Below are 18,044 nucleotides of genomic sequence, written 5' to 3' on the forward strand. Positions count from 1 at the left end.
GGGTGGGCGTGAGTCAGTTCTTGGGCAGCGCGACGCGCTCGGTGATGCTCTTCGAGCCGCGGCCGATGGCGACGAGGCCGGACTGGGCGAGCTCGCGGATGCCGTACGGCTCGAGCACCCGCAGCAGCGCCTGCGTCTTGGCGGTGTCGCCGGTCACCTCGATGACGAGCGCGTCCGGGGCGACGTCAACGACCTTCGCCCGGAACAGGTTCACCGATTCGAGGATCTGCGACCGGTTGGCGTTGTCGGCCCGCACCTTGATGAGCAGGTGCTCGCGCTGCACGGACTGGGTCTGCTCGAGCTCGACGATCTTGATTACGTTGATCAGCTTGTTGAGCTGCTTCGTCACCTGCTCGAGCGGCAGGTCCTCCACGTCGACCACCACGGTGATCCGGGACAGGCCCGGGATCTCGGTGGGGCCGACCGCGAGGGATTCGATGTTGAAGCCGCGGCGGGCGAACAGGCCGGCGACACGGGTCAGCAGACCCGGCTTGTCCTCGACCAGGAGGGACAGGACGTGGCTCATTCGTTGCCCCCGGTCACGGTGCGCAGAGCGGACGCGCCGCCAGCCGATGAATCCTGCTCGGTCCGGCCCGTCTCTGCCATGTCGTCGTCCCAGGTGGGGCTGTGGTCGCGGGCGTACTGCACGTAGTTGTTCGACACTCCCTGCGGCACCATCGGCCAGACCATCGCGTCCGCGCTCACCACGAAGTCGATCACGACCGGACGGTCGTTGGTCTCCAGGGCGAGCTTGATCGCGGCATCCACCTGGTCCTCGCGCTCCACCCGGATGCCGAGGCAGCCGTAGGCCTCCGCGAGCTTCACGAAGTCGGGGATCCGGATGCTCTGATGCCCGGTGTTGAGGTCGGTGTTGGAGTAGCGGCCGTTGTAGAACAGCGTCTGCCACTGCCGCACCATGCCGAGTGAGGAGTTGTTGATGATCGCGACCTTGATCGGGATGTCGTTGATGACGCAGGTGGCGAGCTCCTGGTTGGTCATCTGGAAGCAGCCGTCGCCGTCGATCGCCCACACCACGCGGTCGGGCTGCGCGACCTTCGCGCCCATCGCGGCGGGGACCGAGTAGCCCATCGTGCCGGCGCCGCCCGAGTTCAGCCAGGAGTTGGGGCGCTCGTACTTGATGAACTGCGCCGCCCACATCTGGTGCTGGCCGACCCCCGATGCGTAGACCGCCTCGGGACCGGTCAGCTCGCCGATCCGCTGGATGACGTGCTGCGGAGAGAGCAGGCCGTCGCTCGTCGCGGTGTAGCCGAGCGGGAACTCCTCGCGGAGGTCGTTGAGGTACTTCCACCAGGCCGAGTAGTCGGGGGTCGCGACCGCCGCGGCGTCCTCGAAGGCGGCGAGCAGGTCGACGAGCACGTCGCGGACATCGCCCACGATCGGCACGTCGGCCACGCGGATCTTGGAGATCTCGGCGGGGTCGATGTCGACGTGCACGACCTTGGCCTTGGGCGCGAAGAGGGCCGCCTTGCCGGTCACCCGGTCATCGAAGCGGGCGCCGAGGGCCACGAGGAGGTCGGCCTCCTGCAGTGCCAGCACCGCGGGGACCGTGCCGTGCATGCCGGGCATGCCGAGGTGGTGCGGGTGCGAGTCGGGGAAGGCGCCCCGGGCCATCAGGGTGGTGACGACCGGAACTCCGGTGGCGTTCGCGAAGGCGAGCAGCTGGTCCGATGCGTGGGCGCGGATCACCCCGCCGCCGACGTAGAACACCGGCTTCTTCGCCTCGGCGATCAGCTGCGCGGCCGCCACGATCTGCTTGCCGTGCGCCTTCGTGACCGGGCGGTAGCCGGGCAGGTCGATCTTCGGCGGCCAGACGAACGGGGCGCTGTTCTGCTGCGCGTCCTTGGTGATGTCGACGAGCACGGGGCCGGGGCGCCCCGTTGAGGCGATGTGGTACGCCGCCGCGAGAGTTGCGGGGATCTCGCCGGGCTGGGTCACGAGGAAGCTGTGCTTGGTGATCGGCATCGTGATGCCCACGATGTCGGCCTCCTGGAACGCGTCCGTGCCCATCAGGGTGCTGAAGACCTGGCCCGTGATGGCCAGGATCGGCACCGAGTCCATGTGGGCGTCGGCGATGGCGGTGACCAGGTTGGTGGCGCCGGGACCAGAGGTGGCGATGGCCACGCCGACCTTGCCGGACGACGAGGCGTAGCCCTCGGCCGCGTGGCCCGCGCCCTGCTCGTGCCGCACCAGGATGTGACGGATCTTCTTGGTGTCCATCAGCGGGTCGTAGACGGGCAGGATCGCCCCGCCGGGCAGGCCGAACACGTCGGTCACGCCGATCAGCTCGAGCGTGCGGACGACCGCCTCCGCGCCGGTGAGGATCTCGTGGGCGTCGCTCTCCGCGGCGGGCGCGGTCGGCGTCGGAAGGGAAGACGCGGGCATGGGACCTCTTCGGAAACGACGGAGTGGATGGGCGGGGCTACCCCGTGATCGCGCCGACGGCCGCCGATTGCACGAGCTTGGAGTATTTCGCGAGGACGCCGCGGGTGTAGCGCGGAGGAAGCGGAGCCCAGTCTTCGGCTCTGGCTTCGAGCTCGGCCGCATCGACCAGTAGGTCGATCGTGCGAGCGGCGATATCGACCCGTATCAGATCACCATCGCGCACGAAGGCGATGGGACCAGCGTCCACCGCTTCGGGTGCTATGTGGCCGATGCACAGGCCGGTTGTGCCGCCCGAGAATCTGCCGTCGGTCAAGAGTAGTACATCCTTGCCGAGGCCCGCGCCCTTGATGGCGGCCGTGATGGCGAGCATCTCGCGCATGCCGGGGCCGCCCTTGGGACCCTCGTAGCGGATGACGACGACGTCGCCTGCCTTGATCTCGCCGTTGGTCAGCGCGTCCATGGCGCCGCGCTCGCGCTCGAACACCTTGGCGGGACCCTCGAACACCTCGGCGTCGAAGCCCGCCGTCTTGACGACCGCCCCCTCCGGGGCGAAGGTGCCGGAGAGGATCGTGAGGCCGCCGGTGGCGTGTATGGGGTTGTCGAGCGTGCGCAGGACCTCGCCGTCCAGCGGGGCGATGTCCATCTCCGCGATATTCTCGGCGAGCGTCTTGCCGGTGACGGTGAGCACGTCCCCGTGCAGCAGCCCCGCCTCGAGCAGCGCCTTCATCAGCACGGGGACCCCGCCGTGCCGGTCGACGTCGTTCATCACGTACTTGCCGAACGGCTTGAGGTCGCCGATGTGCGGCACCCTGCTGCCGATCCGGTTGAAGTCGTCCAGGGTGAGCTCGACCTCTGCCTCGTGCGCGATCGCGAGGAGGTGCAGCACGATGTTGGTGGAGCCGCCGAGCGCCATGCCGACCGCGATGGCGTTCTCGAACGCCTCCTTGGTGAGGATGTCGCGGGCGGTGATGCCCTTGCGGAGCAGATTGACGACGGCCTCGCCGCTGCGGTGAGCGTTGTAGTCGCGCCGCCGGTCCGCCGACGGCGGCGACGCCGATCCGGGGAGGCTCATGCCGAGCGCCTCCGCGACGGAGGCCATGGTGTTGGCGGTGTACATGCCCCCGCAGGCGCCCTCGCCCGGGGCGAAGGCGCATTCGATCCGCTTGGCGTCGGCCTCGCTCATCGTGCCGGCCTTGACAGCGCCGACCGCCTCGAACGAGTCGATGATGGTGATGTCCTTTTCCGTGCCGTCGGAGAGCTTGACCCAGCCGGGAGCGATCGAGCCGGCGTAGACGAAGACCGCGGCGAGGTCGAGCCGCGCGGCGGCCATCAGCATGCCGGGGAGGCTCTTGTCGCAGCCGGCGAGCAGCACCGTGCCGTCCAGGCGCTCGGCCTGCATGACGACCTCGACGCTGTCGGCGATCACCTCACGGGAGACCAGCGAGAAGTGCATGCCCTCGTGGCCCATCGAGATGCCGTCGGAGACGCTGATCGTGCCGAACTGAAGCGGGTAGCCGCCGCCGGAGTGCACGCCCTCCTTGGCCGCCTGGGCCAGGCGGTCGAGCGAGAGGTTGCAGGGGGTGATCTCGTTCCACGAGCTCGCGATGCCGATCTGGGGCTTGTCCCAGTCCGCGTCGCCCATGCCGACGGCGCGGAGCATGCCGCGGGAGGTCATCGCCTCGATGCCGTCGGTGACGATGCGGCTCCTCGGCTTGATGTCGGGCGCGCTCGCGCTGTCGTCGGCGGCGCCCGATCCGGCGCCAGTGCTTGTTTCGGCCACGTGACGAGGCTACCGCGACCCAGCCGGGTCCCCGCCCGCGCCCACCCCCGCCCGAGATGCCACTTGGTGCTCCCATTTCGGGGTTTTGGCGACACCACGTGGCATTTCGGCGGTCAGTTGGACTGGGGGGTCTCCTGGCACCAGGTCTCGCGGAGGGTGGCCAGAAGGGTCAGCACCGAGGCGACCTCATCGGGGCTGTCCACTCGGTGGTCGGCGACCGTCGCCCCGGAGCCGATCTTCAGGCCGAGATCGTCCGGGCCGAGCGCCTCGAAGGCGTCCTCGTCGGTCACGTCGTCGCCCGCGTAGAAGACCGCCGTCGAGCGCGTGTACCGGCGAAGGTGCTCCACTGCCTCGCCCTTGGTGGTGGAGCGGACCGAGAACTCGAGCACGTCCTTGCCCCGCCGCACGGTCACGTCGTTCACCTCCGCACGCGCCTCCGAGAGGGCGACCAGGTGCGCGATGCGGCTGTTCTTGTCCGTCGCGAGGCGGGTGTGCAGCGCGAATCCCGCAGGCTTCGCCTCCACCCAGACCTCGTCCATGCTGTCGGCCACCTGGTCGAGCACGGAGCCCAGCAGCCCGAGCTGCGCCTGCTCGTCCTCGTCCAGGGTGAAGACGTCGTCGGGCGAGTCGAGGCGCACCTCCACGCCGTGGCTGCCGACGAGCAGCACGTCGTCGCCGGCCCCCGCCACCTCCTCGAGGCTCTCCATCGAGCGGCCCGAGACGAGCGCGACGCGGGTGCCGGGCAGGTCCGCCAGGCGGCGCGCGGCGGCCCGCGCCTCGGGCAGCGCCCGCGCCTTGGCCGGATCGTCGACCACGGGAGCGAGCGTGCCGTCGAAGTCGAGGGCGACGAGCAGGCGTGGGGTGCGGGCGAGGTCGCCGAGTGCGTCCCGCAGCGCTCGCGGAACCCCGGAGCCGGTCGAGCCGATCCGGGAGTCGATGGTGCTCATGCGTACTGGCCGTCGTGGTCGGCATCGTCGTCGGGCGGCGTCTCCGCAGGCGTCCCCGCCGTCGTGGGCGTCGTGGGCGGTGTCACCGCGGGCGCCCCCGGGGGCCGGGTCTGGGCGAGCACCCGCAGGAATGTTGACGACCAGCGGGCCACGTCGTGCTCGCTCACCCGCTTGCGCAGGGCCCGCATGCGGGTCGCCTGCTCCCGCTGCGGCATGACTGCGGCCCTCATGATCGCCTCCTTGACGCCCTCGATGTCGTGCGGATTGATCAGCAGGGCGCTCTTCAACTCGTCCGCGGCGCCCGCGAACTCGCTGAGGATCAGCACTCCCCGGTCGTCGATGCGGCTGGCGACGTACTCCTTGGCGACGAGGTTCATGCCGTCGCGCAGGGCGGTGACGAGCATGATGTCCGCGGCGAGGAACAGGGCCACCATCTCCTCGCGCGGGTAGCTGTGGTGCAGGTAGCTGATCGCGGAGTGGCCGATGGAGCTGTAGTCGCCGTTGATCCGGCCGACGGCCAGCTCGATCTCGTCGCGCAGGGCCCGATAGGTGTCGACCCGCTCCCGGCTGGGGCTCGCCACCTGCACCAGGGTGGCCGCCTCCGCGCTGAGCCTCCCCTCGATGAGCAGCTCACCGAAGGCCTTGATCCGGTGCACGATGCCCTTGGTGTAGTCGAGGCGGTCCACTCCGAGCAGCACGATCTTCGGGTCGCCGAGCTCCTCGCGGATCTGCCGCGCGCGCTCCTGCACCTCCGGCCGGCGAGCCAGCTCCTCGTACCCGGACGTGTCGATGGAGATGGGGAAGTGCCGGGCGATCACCACGCGGGTCGCGCGGCCGCCCTGGGCATCGGCCTCAGGGACCTCGACCATGTTGCCCTTGGCCGAGTAGCCGAGCAGCCTCCGGACCGCGCGGGAGAAGTTGCCGGCGTCGGCGTTGCGCTGGAAGCCGATCACGTCGGCTCCGAGCAGGCCCTGCAGGATCTGCCTGCGCCACGGCAGCTGCGAGTAGATGCCGTATGCCGGGAAGGGGATGTGATTGAAGAAGCCGATGGTCAGGTCGGGACGGGAGTCGCGGAGCATGGCGGGCACGAGCTGCAGCTGGTAGTCCTGCACCCACACCGTCGCCCCGTCGGCTGCCGCGGCGACGGCGGCTTCGGCGAAGCGCCGGTTGACCTCGACGTACGTCTCCCACCAGTCGCGGTGGTAGCTCGGCTGGGCGATGACATCGTGGTAGAGCGGCCACAGGGTGTCGTTGGAGAAGCCCTCGTAGTACTCGGCCACCTCCTTCTCGCTGAGGCGGACGGGCACGAGCCACGCGTTCTCCCCCTGGAACGGCTCGTAGTCGCGGTCGGCGATGCCCGGCCAGCCCACCCACGCGCCGTCGTTGCCGCCCATCACCGGCTCGAGCGCTGTGACCAGACCGCCCGGGGAATGCCGCCAGGTTCCCTCGCCGCCGGTCTCGACCCGGTCCACGGGAAGTCGATTGGAGACGACCACGAAGGAGAACGTCCGGGGGGCTTCGCTGCTGATGATGCACGTCCGATCGGTTGGCTTGGCGCGGGCAGAGTTTACCGACCGGTGCGGGGCGCGGCCTGCGGACCCCCTGGCCGAGGCCTCCGCCCGCACCCCGAGCTCATGCGACGAGCACGCCCCTCGGGGTGCAGCTGGTGCACCGGCACGCGGTCCCGCCAGCCGTCGCGGAGCGCGATGCTGCCGCCGGTAGCCCGCCAGCACCTCGTCCAGGCGCGGGCAGCCGAACAGTGCCAGCATCGCCAGCTCGGTCTCGCGGTGCCCGCCGTGTGCGGCCGGGTCGATCAGCCCTCCGCACCGGCGCCGCGGGTGCGAGCGAGCGCGGCGCCGAAGGCGCGTGCCGCCGCCGCGGTGGGCCGAGCGGAGCCGAGCAGCTCCAGCTCGAGCCGGTCGCGGCTCCCACCGAGCGCCCGCACGCCGGCCGCCCTCCGCGAGCGTCCGCCAGCCCGCGCAGTCCCGCCGCCTCGGCCTCCCGCGCCCCGGACCGGGCCGGTGCGGCTCTTGCGGAACGCTCGGCCGCTGTGCTGGATCCGCTCATGCGAGGTACGGGGAGTCGACGTAGCATCGCCGGGTGATCCGCATCGGCATGAGCACCACCTGCGTCTATCCCTGGAGCACGGAGCGCGCCTTCACGATCGCGAAGCTCGCCGGCTTCGATGGCGTCGAGGTCATGGTCACGCGGGATCGGGTCACCCAGGACGCCGACGCGCTCGCGCGGCTGGCCGAGGAGCACGAGCTGCCGATCCTCTCCGTGCATGCCCCGGTGCTGCTGCTCACCCAGTTCGTCTGGGGAACCGATCCGCGCGGCAAGCTCGAGCGGACGGCGGAGCTCGCCGGGCGGCTGGGGGCGCCGACCGTGGTCGTGCACCCGCCGTTCAGCTGGCAGCACCGCTACGCGGGCCACTTCCTCGAGGCCGTCTCCGACATCGCGCGGGCGTCGGGAATCGGGATCGCCGTCGAGAACATGTTCCCGTGGACCGTCCGCGGCAGGAGCATCGGGGCATATGCACCGGGCTGGAACCCGGCGGAATGGGACTGCGACGCGGTCACGCTGGACTTCTCGCACGCCGCACTGTCGGGCCTCGACGCGCTCGAGGTCGCTCGGGCGCTCGGCCCGCGCCTGCGGCACCTGCACCTCTGCGACGGCGCAGCCCCCGTGGCCGGTGCCACCGCCTTCGACGAGCACCTCCCGCCGGGGCACGGCACCCAGCCGGTCGCCGAGACGCTGCGACTGCTGGCGGGCTCGGGCTGGAGCGGATCGGTCGTCGCGGAGGTCAACACGCGGCGGCTGCGCACCGACGAGGAGCGGCTCGCACTGCTGCGCAGCACTCTCCGATTCGCCCGCGAGCAGGTCGCCGCCGGCGCGCCCAGCCGCCCCCGCTGACGGCCGTTCCTGCTGCTGCAGGCTAGGCGGCGGCCGGCACCAGCCCGAGGGACCGGGCCGAGCGCGCGCGCGAGAGCGCGAACACCGTGAGCGCCGACGTTGCTGTGCCCCAGACGGCCAGCGCAAGCGCCGCGGAGATCACCTCGCCGGGTCCGTTCCCCGTGACGATGGCCTGCATGCCGTTGAGCGCCTCGGTGAGCGGCAGCAGCGGGCTGAGCGCTCGGAACGGCGCCGAGAGCACCTCGACCGGATAGAGGCCGCCCGTCGCGGCGAGCTGCAGGGCGAGCAGCACGAGGGACGCGATGGCGCCCCAGCGGCCGAAGGTGGCCGTCAGCGCGGCGTGGATGCAGGTGAAGACGACCGCGACCAGCAGGGCGAACGGCAGCGTCGCCGGGAGGGCGCTCCACGGGACGTTGATCCCGGTGTGCAGCAGCACGACGAGGACCATGGCCTGCCCGGCCACGAGCAGTCCCGCGCGCAGCAGCACGTAGCCGCCGATCCGTGTGCTGGATGCGGGAGAGGCGAGCAGCCGGCGGGTGGCCCCGCCGAGGGCGAGGAACACCGCGAGGGCCCCGATCCACAGGCCGGCCGGGACGAGCAGGGTGGACACGATCTGCGGGATGCTGCTCACCTGGTTGGTGCGCACCGCGTCGAGCCCGATGGGCGCCGCGGCGATCCGGGCCAGGGTGTCCGCCTGGTCGTCGCTGTAGGAGGGCACCGCGTCCGCGCCCTTGGTGAGGCCGTCCGCCAGCTGGCCCGCGCCGTCGCCGAGCTTGTCCGCGCCGTCCGCCGCACCGGCCGTGCCCTCGGCGAGCGTGCCGATGCCGCCGGTGATGCCCTGCGCGCCTGATACGAGGGCGTCGCCGCCCGAGGCGAGCTGCTGCGCTCCGTCCGCGAGGCTGGTCGCCCCCGAATCGAGCTGCTGGGCTCCGCTGATGAGATCGCCGGCCCCGGAGTCGAGCTGGGCGGCGCCCGCCGCCGCATCGCTCACTCCGCTCTGCAGGTCCGCGGCTCCGTGAGCGCCGTCGACGAGGGCCGGTCCGCTGTCGGAGAGATCCTCGAGACCGGCCGCGAGCTGCTCGAGTGCGGCACGCGTCTGCGGGTCGATGACCGCCGCCGGGTTGTCGAGGATCGCGTTCAGGCCGTCCGCGGACTGCGTCACGCCCCCGGTGTACTGGTCGACGCCGTCCGGAAAGTCCTGCAGCCCCGCGCTCTGCGAGGCCGCGGTCGCGAGGCCGTCGCTGAGGTCGGATACTCCGCCGGCGAACTGCTCGACCCCATCCGCGTAGGAGGAGACTCCCCCGGCGTACTGCTCGATGCCGCTCCTGAGAGTCGAGACGCCGCCGGTGTACTGGGCGATGCCGTCGGTGTACCGGGCGGCGCCGTCCTGCGCGGCGGAGGCTCCGTCCGAGAGCTTGTCGAGGCCGTCGGCGAGGTCCCGGCTGCCCGACTGCAGCTGGGCTGCGCCGTCCGCGGCGTCGCTGAGCGCCGTCCCGAACTGGCCGGTCCCGCTGATCAGGCCGCCGATGAACTGCTCCGAGATCTGGTCGCCGAACAGCGCGGCGAGCCCATCCCCCACCACGTCGGTCAGCGGGCCGGTGACGTAGCCGTGCGAGTCATCGGTCGTGAGGGTGAGATGCGCCTGCTCCGGGGTGTCGGACGAGAGCGAGACGATGGACCGCGAGAAGTTCTTCGGAACCGTGAGCACGGCATACACCTCGCCGTTCGCGAGGGCGTCCTTCGCCTGCGTCGCGCCGGTGATGGTCCAATCGAAGGTGTCGCCCGCCCCACCCGGCGCGTCGTCGCCGGTGAGGGCGGTCACGAGCAGACGTCCCGCGAGCACGGGGCTCGTGGTGCCGTCGGCCGCCGTCTGATTGACGATCCTGTCCTCGTTCACGATGGCGGCCGGGATGCGCGCGTTCTCGCTGCCGACCGCGGAGAGGGAGCCAGCGAACATGCCGACGACGGCGAGGGGGACGAGGAGCAGCGCGAGGATCGCGAGGACCCGGAACGCGGGCCGGGAGGCGAGGGAGGTCACGGGTGGACCGCCTTTCGGAGGAGGCTGCCGGCGGGCCGGCGGGAACGGGAGGTCATGAGAGGACTGCCTTGCTGCTGATGTCCGTGGGAACGAGCGGGCGGCCGGTCCGGGTCTCGGGCTGGGGCACGCGCGACGCCCCGAGGAGGGCGGTGACCGAGGGCGGCACGACGGCGTCGACGATGCGCAGCGCGCACTCCAGGCGCCTGCCCTCGAGATCGCCGAGGTCGAGCGCGATCGCGCCGGCACCGGACGCGACGCCGAGCGCGAGCGCGACGGCGACCCGCTGCTCCGCGTTCAGGGCGGAGGTGTCCTCCGTCGCCGAGATGCGCGGCAGGTCCTCGTCCCGGAGGGCGCGGTTGACGCGATCGAGCAGCCCGTCGGCCTCCCGCCGGCGGGAGCCGACTCCGCGGCGAGCGAGGGCGAACCGCTCGGCGAGCAGGTCCCGCACGGAGACGCCCGAGGACGGCGCCGCGTCCACATGGGCGACCCGCCGGGCCACAGCGGAGGCGTCGCTCGGCAGCGGCAGTCCGAGGACCTGGGCGCGGCCGGCGGCGAGCGGCAGGCGCCCGGACAGGGTGGCGAGCAGCGCACGACGGCCCCCTGCCTCGCCGGCGAAGACGACCGTCGCTCCCGCAGGGGCCTCGAGCGACACCGGCAAGGCCGATCGGGCCGCCTGCGCCCGGTCGAGGGTGAGGGCCGCGCCGCCGCGTCCGTCCGCCCACTCCACGCCGGCACGGTGGGCGCCGAGGCTCTCGCCCTCGATGTCGACGTTCGGCAGCACCCGGCCGAGCCAGCGCGGGAGGTACCAGGCCGCCTTGCCGGCGAGAGCCATCGCGGCGGGGACCAGGGTCATCCGCACGAGGAACGCGTCGAACGCGACTCCCACCGCGAGAGCCAGGGCGATCGGCTTGATCACGCCGGCCCCCTCGGGCACGAAGGCGAAGAAGACGAAGAACATGATGAGCGCGGCCGCGGTGACGACGCGTGCGGCCTGGGAGAAGCCGACCACGATGGCGCGTCGGGCGTCGCCGGTGTGCACGAACGACTCCCGCATGCCGCTGACCAGGAACACCTCGTAGTCCATGGCGAGGCCGAAGAGCACGGCGATGAGCAGGATCGGCAGGAAGCTCAGGATGGGACCGGGCTCGACTCCGAGGAGGTTCGAGAACGCGCCCAGCTGGAAGACCCCCACGACCACGCCGAAGGAGCCGATGACGGACAGCAGGAAGCCGAGCGCGGCCTTGAGCGGCACGAACAGAGACCGGAAGACCATCATCAGCAGCAGCACGGAGAGCCCCAGCACGATGGCGGCGAATGGCACGAGCGCGCGGCCGAGGGTCGAGGAGATGTCGATCATCACGGCCGTCGTCCCGGTCACGGCGATGGCCGTGCGGTAGCGGTCCTCGATCTCCGGCGCCAGCGCACGAATCCGCTCGACGAGCGCGGTGGTGGTGGGCGAGTCCGGCGCGCTCTTCGGGATCACCTGGAGGATCGCGGTGTCGACGCTCGGATTCGGCGTGCCGGGCCCGACCGCGCGCACGTCGGGCAGGTCCTTCAGCTGTGCCCGGATCGCGTCGAGGTCCTCGAGCACGTCGGTCGTCTGGGTGATGTCGACGAGCACGATGAGCGGACCGTTCCGGCCGGGCCCGAAGGCGTCGGCGATGATGTCGTAGGCCTTGCGCTGGGTGGAGTCCCGCGGCTCGGAGCCGTTGTCCGGCAGGCTCAGCTGCAGCTGGAGCGCGGGGACCAGCAGGGCGCCGAGCAGCCCGACCACGACGAGCACCGCCACGATCGGCGCCTTGAGCACGAGCTTCACCCAGCGGGTGCCCATCGAGGGCTTGCCGTCCTCGGCGTCGCCCGAGGCGGCGATCGCCCGGCGAGCGGCGCGCGATCCCTCCTTGGGTGCGAGGCGGAGCTTCGCGAGGCCGAGGAGGGCGGGCACGAGCGTGACGGCGATGAGCACCGCGATGAGCACCGCGAAGGCGGCCCCGACGCCCATCACGGACAGGAACGGGATGCCGACGACGAGCAGGCCGAGCAGGGCGATGATCACTGTCGCGCCGGCGAAGACCACGGCGCTGCCCGCGGTGGCGAGAGCGGAGCCCGCGGACTCGCGCGGGTCCATGCCGGTCGCGAGCTGGTTGCGGTGTCGCGAGACGATGAACAGGGAGTAGTCGATGCCGACCGCCAGGCCGATCATCAGCGCCAGGAGGGGCGCGCTGCTGCCGACCGTGGCGAACGCGGCCACTGCCGTGATCGCGCCCATCGTGAGACCCACTCCGAGCAGCGCCCCGATCAGCGGGAAGCCGGCGGCGAGCACCGAGCCGAAGGCGATGACGAGCACCACGGCGGCGAACAGCACGCCGAACGCCTCGGTGATGGTGATGCCGAACGAGGTGTCCTGGAACACCTGGCCGCCGAACTGGACCTCGAGCCCCGCGTCCCGGGCGGGGCCCGCGGTCGCGAGCACGTCGGAGATGGTGGCGTCGGTCACCTCCTCCTGGGAGCCGGTCAGCGTCAGGGAGGTGATGCCGACCCGGCCGTCGTCGGAGATGGCGTCGGTGGCGTATTCGGAGTAGGGCAGCGCGACCGCCTCCACGCCGTCGACGTCCTCGAGCGTGGCGCCCATGTCCTCGATCGCCGAGCGGTACTCGTCGTCCTCGACGCTGCCGCCCGCGGGAGCCCGGTAGACGACCTGCACGCTCGCGCCGGCGGTCTGCGGGAACACCGCGGCGAGCTTGTCGATCGCCTGCTGCGACTCCGTTCCCGGGATCGAGTAGGACTCCTGCGTCTTGCCGCCGAGCGCCACCGCGGCGCCGCCGATCGCGACGATCAGGACGATCCAGGCGACGATCACGCGCCAGGGGCGTGAGTACGCCCAGAGGCCGAGCCGATAGAGGGCGGTCGCCATGGGGCTGCTTCCTTCCGGGAAGAGGGGAGGTCAGTGCGTTCCGGCAGTCGCGGAGATGTCCGCGAGCAGGCCGGACACGGTGTCGACGAGAGCAGCCCTGATCTCGTCGTTCTCGGTCAGGTCGAGGTCGGACCAGGTCTCGGTCGCGACGAGGGTGTAGGCGGCACCGCCGAGCGCGACGCCGAAGCGGATCCGGTCGGCGACGCTCGGGATGTGGTCGACCGCGGCCTCGCCGAACTGGTGCACGAGAGCGTTGGCGCGATCGATCACCGGGATGCCCTTGAGCGACTGGCCCTGGTTGATGAAGATGTGCACCGCGAGGCGGTGCTCCAGCAGGAGATCGATGAACCGCTCGACGAACCGCTGTCGCTCCTCGGGGCCGCCGGAGGCCGGATAGCTGCCGACCACCTCCGCGAACTCCGCCAGCGCCGGTGCGACGGCCGCAGTCAGGAGCGCCTCCTTGGAGGCGTAGTGGTACAGCACGCTCGACTTGCTCAGGCCGGCCGCCTCGCCGATCGAGCCGAGGGATGCCCCGGCGAAGCCGGTCCTCGCGAACTGCTCGAGCGCGACGCGGCGCAGCTGGGTCGCAGAGGTGTTGGCCATGGCGGCAACTCTACTGTCCGATCGGTCAGGAACCGAACGATCGGTCAGAGAATGCGCAGACGCGCGCCCGCCGGGCCGTCTGCGGCGGGCGCGCCCCCGCTCGGGGGAAACGCAGCCCCCGAACCCTGTGCGCACCCGTAGACAACGGGCCACGGCTTGGCGCTATGTTGGTCCGAAAAGGAGGCCTGATGCGCAAGTATTTTCTGAACGGCGCCATCCTCAGCGCGGTCGTCAGTTCGGTGTCCACACTGCGGACCGGCGCAGCGGGCAGGCATGACTGGCGCTTCTACGTGAGCGTGGTCGCGTCCCTCCTCACCCTCACGGTAGCCATCGGCACCGTGCACATCGAATCCCGCGAGTTGGCGGAGGAGGACTGACATGGATTTCGACGGCTTCAACCTGCGCTTCGGCTTCATCCAGGTGCTGTTCGCAGGATTTTCGATCCTGTTCTGGCTCGCACTGCTGGCGGTGCTCGCCCTTCTGGTGCGCTTCCTCATCATCGCCACCAAGGCCGCGCAGCTGTATCTGCGCCGCAACGAGCCCCCGCGGCCGGCGCCGCACGACCCTGCTCCCGTCCCGCCGACCGGGTCTCCGGCGACCGCCCCCGCGAACGCCCCGGCCGCGCCCCCCGCTCCGGCAGCCCGTGGCGCTGCCCAGCCTGCGGCTCCCGGCACTCCTCCGCCGGCGCCCTCCGCTCGCGCAATCCGCGACGCGCCCACCGTGCGGCTGAGCGCCGCCGATGTGCCCACTGTGCGCACGGCGCCGGCGGACGCCCAGACCGAGAGCCTGCCCGCCGCGGTGGCCGTGGAGCCGCCGAAGCGCACGCTCCGCCCGAAGAAGCAGGCGGAGTGATGGCGGGGAAGGCGCAGCGCTCGGACCGGGCGCTCGTCGTTCTCGCCGTCACCGGCATCGTGTCGGCGGCACTCCAGTCCGTGCTGCTGTCCCGCGCCCTTCTGGCCGGCACTCGGGCGCTCGAGCGGCTCGGCCGGCCCGCTGCGGCTCCCGGCTGGTCCGGGCAGGGGCGCGGCTCCCGCTGGGCCACCACGTCCGCGCCGACCGCCGGGCCGGTCTCCCCGGTTCCGCCGTCCGATCCGCACTCCCCGCCGACACCGCCGTTCGGCTTCCCCCACATCCCCTAGGGACGCGGGCGGCCGGTCTCAGGCGCCGAGCCCGAGCACCTGCTCGCAGCCGAGCAGCAGGACCCCCACGCTCCAGGCGTGCGAGAGGGTGAGCAGCATGCCCTTCGGCTGGAAGCAGGACGTCTGGTAGTACCGCTCGCTGACCATGCCGCGGTACGCGTTGAAGTCGCCGTCCTGCCGCGCCACGAACTGGCGGAAGCAGGCGAGGGTCTCCTCGGCGCGCTCCCGGTAGTGCGCGTCGCCGGTGAGGTCGCTCAGCTCGAAGAGCTCCCGCGTGCAGACCAGGCCGTAGGCGTGCAGGTGCTGGTTCGAGGGAGAGGCCTGGTCCGCGCCGCGGGTGCCGAAGTCGTAGCGGCCGAGCAGGGTGCGCTCCTCGAAGCTCACGTCGTAGCTGTAGCGGAAGGTGAGCATCCAGTCCGCAGATCTCCGGGCGAGGTCGGTCCAGCGGTCCTCGCCGGTGGCGCGCGCCAGGGCGACGTAGGCCATCACCGCGGCGTAGCCGTCCTCGGAGGTGGGCGCGAGGTCCACGTCCTCGGGAGCGCCGCACAGGTACTCTGCGTCGACGAACCGGGAGTAGTAGTCGCCCGCGCGGCGGGCGGCGTCGAGGCGATCGTCCCCGCCCTCCTCGACGAGCGCGGCGATCCAGGTGAGCCCGGAGGCGCCGGACCAGGAGAGCACCTCCCCCGTCTCGGCGTGGTGGACGGAGCCGAGGTTGCCGTCGGCGCGCTGCCGGCCGACGATCACGTCCAGGTTGGATCGAATCGCGCGCTCCCAGTCGGGGTGCCCCGGTTCGAGCCGGGCGGCCCGGATCAGGAAGAGCGTCGCCTCGGCGAGAGTCCGGGAGTGCACGCCGCGCGAGAGCGGCGTCCAGCTCTGGGTCCAGCCCGAGTCGCGGTACCAGACGCCCCAGAACGTGCCGGAGGGCGAGAGCGCGCCCGCGATGAAGTCGAGAACAGCCCGGGCGGCCACGACCTCGTCGTCGCGGTCCGTCCGGAGCCCATGGGCGAGAAGGGCGTACGCCCAGGGGATGCCGCTCACCCAGCCCACGTGCATCGCCTGCCGATCGACCGAGCGGCCGTCACGGCCGGTGACCTCCCGGTCGAAGCCGGCCGTCTCGAGGAGCACGCCGGGATCCGGGTCGAAGTGCCACCGCACCAGACCCTCGGCGGTGAGATCGGCCGCCTCGGCGACCGACACCCATGGCCGCAGGGGCGCGTCCGCCTTCGACCGCTCGTGCAGGGCACGGAGGATCGGGGCGTAGGCGTGCCGGTCGGAGTCCAGGGGATGCACCGTGAACGCGAGCTCGGCGCGCTCCCCCGGCTGCCACTCGTGCAGGGCCACCTCCGCGGGCCGCGGCCGGGCGTCGCCGTAGTAGGTGATGGGTGCCTCGCGGAAGGGAAAGGTGAGCGAGAGGGTCGCCGTCCGGCGCTCGTGCGCGAAGCCGATGCCGGTGATGCCGAGCGGTGTCGATTCCGGCCCGGCGATCGCGGCTCCGCCGAGGCCGGGCCCCGCCCAGGCGAAGACGGCGGGCGTCGCCGCGCGGTCGGCTCGGAAGTGCCAGGAGTCGAAGACCATCCGCTCGGCGTCGCCGTCCGCGTGCGCGCCGACTTCGAATCGGGGGAAGACGCGGCCGTTCTCGGCGGACCGGTTCTCGCCGTAGAAGGCGCCGGGGATCAGCCACCACGGATCCTCCGCGCCCTCGACCGCGATGGAGAACCGAAGGGAGCCGACGAGCGGCACCGTGCCGTCGAACCGCACCTCCGCCCGCACCGCGCCGGCGCCGCCGCTGGGATCCTCGCGCAGGACGATCGCGAAGCCCGCCTCTTCGGGGCGCCGCTCGGTGCCATCCCGGAGGACGACGGAGGTGCGGATCCCGGAAACGCCCGCCACGCTACTGGCCCGAGCCGGGCAGCCGTGCCTCAGGGTCGGTGCCGATCCGCTCGGCCGGCGTGAGCGTCTCCGCCGCGTCGACCGGCTCGCCCGGCGCCTGCGGCTCCGCGGCCGGCTCGCCGAGCGACTCCGCCGCGCGTGCGGAGGCTCCCTCGCGGCCGTCCAGAGGCCACTCGACGAGGTCGACCTCCACCGGGTCCGCACCGGGATCCGCGGGGATGCGGAAGGTGCGGATCTGGCTGGGCCCGAACTCGAGGTCGAGTGTGCGGCCTGCGATCGGCAGGTCCAGGGTCACCCGGGCCGGCGCTCCGGTCGTCTCGACGGCGCGCACGATCAGGTCCGCGCCACCGGGACGGTCGGCCGCGTCCTCGCTGCCCTTGACGGCCGTGACCATGACCTGGCCGCCCCCGTCCGAGAGGAAGGAGAGGCTCGAGGGAAGCGTGCCCTCGTGGAAGGACTCCAGCTGGGCGCGCACGGGCTGGCCGAGCAGTGCCGCCATCCGCGCCGGCTGGGCCGTCCGCCAGTCGCCGCCGTGCGGGACGAGCCGGTAGCTGAAGCGCTGCACCCCCTGGTCCTGGTAGGCGTAGATGCTCTCGTCGGAGAGCAGCCGCGGGTCGTGCCAGGAGTAGACGGGGCTGCGGACCGCGGTGATGCCGATGCTCGGGGTGCCATCCTCCCCGGCGGGCGACACGTCGTAGCCGTGCTTGTTGGTGGTGACCACGGTGAGGCCGGCCGGGGCTCCGGCGGCCGTGCCGGTGAGGTCGATCCAGGCCTGGCCCGGCTCCTCCGCGCCGTCGACCGGCCGCTCGAGGCTCCCGTACGGGATCTCGTAGGTGCCCACCGGGTTGTCCAGGGCGACCGGGAAGCGCAGCTTCATCAGGTGCGCCGGCTCCCGCCAGTCCAGGGTCGCGTTGACGGTGAGGTAGGGGCTGTCGACGTCCAGCAGCAGCTCCTCCACGAACGTGGACCGCCCCCAGGAGCGCTCGATCCGCACCCGGGAGCGCAGCGGGCCCGACTCGCGCACCACGATGCGCTCGAGCGTCATCGCCGCGCCCTGCCAGGCGTAGGACAGCACCCGGTGGCCCCACGTGTCGGTGGGGTCCTCGTTCACCTGGGTGTGGGTGGACGGGTCGGTGCCGGCGAGCACGTCGATGCCGCTGTCCTTCAGCAGGTAGGAGGACAGCCAGCCGGTCGCCGGGTCGACCTCGATCCGGGCGTGCGCGTTCTCGAGCACCGTCTCACTCACCGAGAGGGCAGAGTCCGAGAGGGCAGAGTCCGAGAGGGCAGAGTCCGAGAGGGCAGAGCCGGAGAGCGGCGAGTCGGTCGGCGCGACCGGGTCGCCGGGCAGCAGCCGGTAGACGCGGTAGCCGAGCGCGGGCAGCTCGGCCCGGAACACGAGTGCGCCGGGGCTCTTGTCGTC

15 protein-coding genes are annotated in these 18,044 nt (G+C 71.9%); 4 read left to right on the forward strand and 11 right to left on the reverse strand.

Features of this window, described 5'->3' with window-relative positions; genetic code table 11:
• Nucleotides 1-13 precede the first annotated feature (13 nt).
• The 6 genes from ilvN to JWR33_RS08585 form a co-directional block, all read right to left on the reverse strand.
• Nucleotides 14-526, reverse strand: a complete 513-nt coding sequence (gene ilvN / locus JWR33_RS08560; protein ID WP_297411067.1) for an acetolactate synthase small subunit — start codon at nucleotides 524-526, stop codon at nucleotides 14-16.
• Nucleotides 523-2,403, reverse strand: coding sequence for an acetolactate synthase large subunit (locus JWR33_RS08565; RefSeq protein ID WP_297411069.1), 1,881 nt, complete (start codon nucleotides 2,401-2,403; stop codon nucleotides 523-525). The genes ilvN and JWR33_RS08565 overlap by 4 nt, the downstream gene beginning before the upstream one ends.
• 37 nt (nucleotides 2,404-2,440) lie before the next feature.
• Complete coding sequence (ilvD, locus tag JWR33_RS08570) at nucleotides 2,441-4,078, reverse strand: dihydroxy-acid dehydratase (RefSeq protein WP_297411092.1); 1,638 nt, start codon at nucleotides 4,076-4,078, stop codon at nucleotides 2,441-2,443.
• Between the two features lie 218 nt (nucleotides 4,079-4,296).
• Entirely contained in the window at nucleotides 4,297-5,130 is an 834-nt protein-coding gene (gene otsB, locus JWR33_RS08575) for a trehalose-phosphatase (protein WP_297411072.1), read from the reverse strand.
• Nucleotides 5,127-6,662 (reverse strand): trehalose-6-phosphate synthase, encoded by a 1,536-nt coding sequence (locus tag JWR33_RS08580; protein ID WP_297411094.1) that lies wholly within the window; start codon nucleotides 6,660-6,662, stop codon nucleotides 5,127-5,129. The genes otsB and JWR33_RS08580 overlap by 4 nt, the downstream gene beginning before the upstream one ends.
• Before the next feature lie 281 nt (nucleotides 6,663-6,943).
• Nucleotides 6,944-7,075 carry a hypothetical protein gene (locus JWR33_RS08585; RefSeq protein WP_297411074.1) on the reverse strand — a complete coding sequence of 44 codons (132 nt, stop codon included), beginning with the start codon at nucleotides 7,073-7,075 and terminating at the stop codon, nucleotides 6,944-6,946.
• 155 nt (nucleotides 7,076-7,230) lie between these two features.
• Between JWR33_RS08585 and JWR33_RS08590 the strand changes: the two genes are divergently transcribed.
• Nucleotides 7,231-8,043, forward strand: coding sequence for a sugar phosphate isomerase/epimerase (locus tag JWR33_RS08590; protein ID WP_297411075.1), 813 nt, complete (start codon nucleotides 7,231-7,233; stop codon nucleotides 8,041-8,043).
• 22 nt (nucleotides 8,044-8,065) lie between these two features.
• Here the strand turns inward: JWR33_RS08590 and JWR33_RS08595 are convergent, their stop codons facing one another.
• From JWR33_RS08595 to JWR33_RS08605, 3 genes are read right to left on the reverse strand one after another with little or no spacing between them, the layout of a single operon-like run.
• The gene (locus JWR33_RS08595; RefSeq protein ID WP_297411077.1) at nucleotides 8,066-10,081 is read right to left on the reverse strand and encodes a YhgE/Pip domain-containing protein; all 2,016 of its coding nucleotides are present in this window, start codon (nucleotides 10,079-10,081) and stop codon (nucleotides 8,066-8,068) included.
• Between the two features lie 52 nt (nucleotides 10,082-10,133).
• Nucleotides 10,134-12,992 (reverse strand): MMPL family transporter, encoded by a 2,859-nt coding sequence (locus JWR33_RS08600; protein WP_297411079.1) that lies wholly within the window; start codon nucleotides 12,990-12,992, stop codon nucleotides 10,134-10,136.
• A 30-nt stretch (nucleotides 12,993-13,022) separates the two neighbouring features.
• Nucleotides 13,023-13,595: a TetR/AcrR family transcriptional regulator gene (locus JWR33_RS08605; RefSeq protein WP_297411081.1), complete on the reverse strand. Its 573-nt coding sequence runs from the start codon at nucleotides 13,593-13,595 to the stop codon at nucleotides 13,023-13,025.
• Nucleotides 13,596-13,783: 188 nt separating this feature from the next.
• On the opposite strand from JWR33_RS08605, the gene JWR33_RS08610 reads away from it, so the two are divergent.
• Genes JWR33_RS08610 through JWR33_RS08620 form a run of 3 tightly spaced genes read left to right on the forward strand, consistent with a single transcriptional unit; the run spans nucleotide 13,784 to nucleotide 14,734 of the window.
• A complete protein-coding gene (locus JWR33_RS08610) occupies nucleotides 13,784-13,972 on the forward strand; it encodes a hypothetical protein (protein WP_297411083.1) in 189 nt (62 codons plus the stop codon).
• 1 nt (nucleotide 13,973) lies between these two features.
• Entirely contained in the window at nucleotides 13,974-14,447 is a 474-nt protein-coding gene (locus JWR33_RS08615) for a hypothetical protein (protein ID WP_297411085.1), read from the forward strand.
• Nucleotides 14,447-14,734: a hypothetical protein gene (locus JWR33_RS08620; RefSeq protein WP_297411087.1), complete on the forward strand. Its 288-nt coding sequence runs from the start codon at nucleotides 14,447-14,449 to the stop codon at nucleotides 14,732-14,734. Before JWR33_RS08615 ends, JWR33_RS08620 begins: the two co-directional genes overlap by 1 nt.
• An 18-nt stretch (nucleotides 14,735-14,752) precedes the next feature.
• Here JWR33_RS08620 and JWR33_RS08625 read toward each other — a convergent pair whose 3' ends face one another.
• Complete coding sequence (locus tag JWR33_RS08625) at nucleotides 14,753-16,624, reverse strand: hypothetical protein (protein ID WP_297411088.1); 1,872 nt, start codon at nucleotides 16,622-16,624, stop codon at nucleotides 14,753-14,755.
• Between the two features lies 1 nt (nucleotide 16,625).
• On the reverse strand, nucleotides 16,626-18,044 hold a 1,419-nt coding region (locus JWR33_RS08630; protein ID WP_297411090.1), incomplete at its 5' end, for a glycoside hydrolase family 38 C-terminal domain-containing protein.

The sequence above is a fragment of the Naasia sp. genome, from assembly GCF_025465545.1.
GTDB lineage: Bacteria > Actinomycetota > Actinomycetes > Actinomycetales > Microbacteriaceae > Naasia.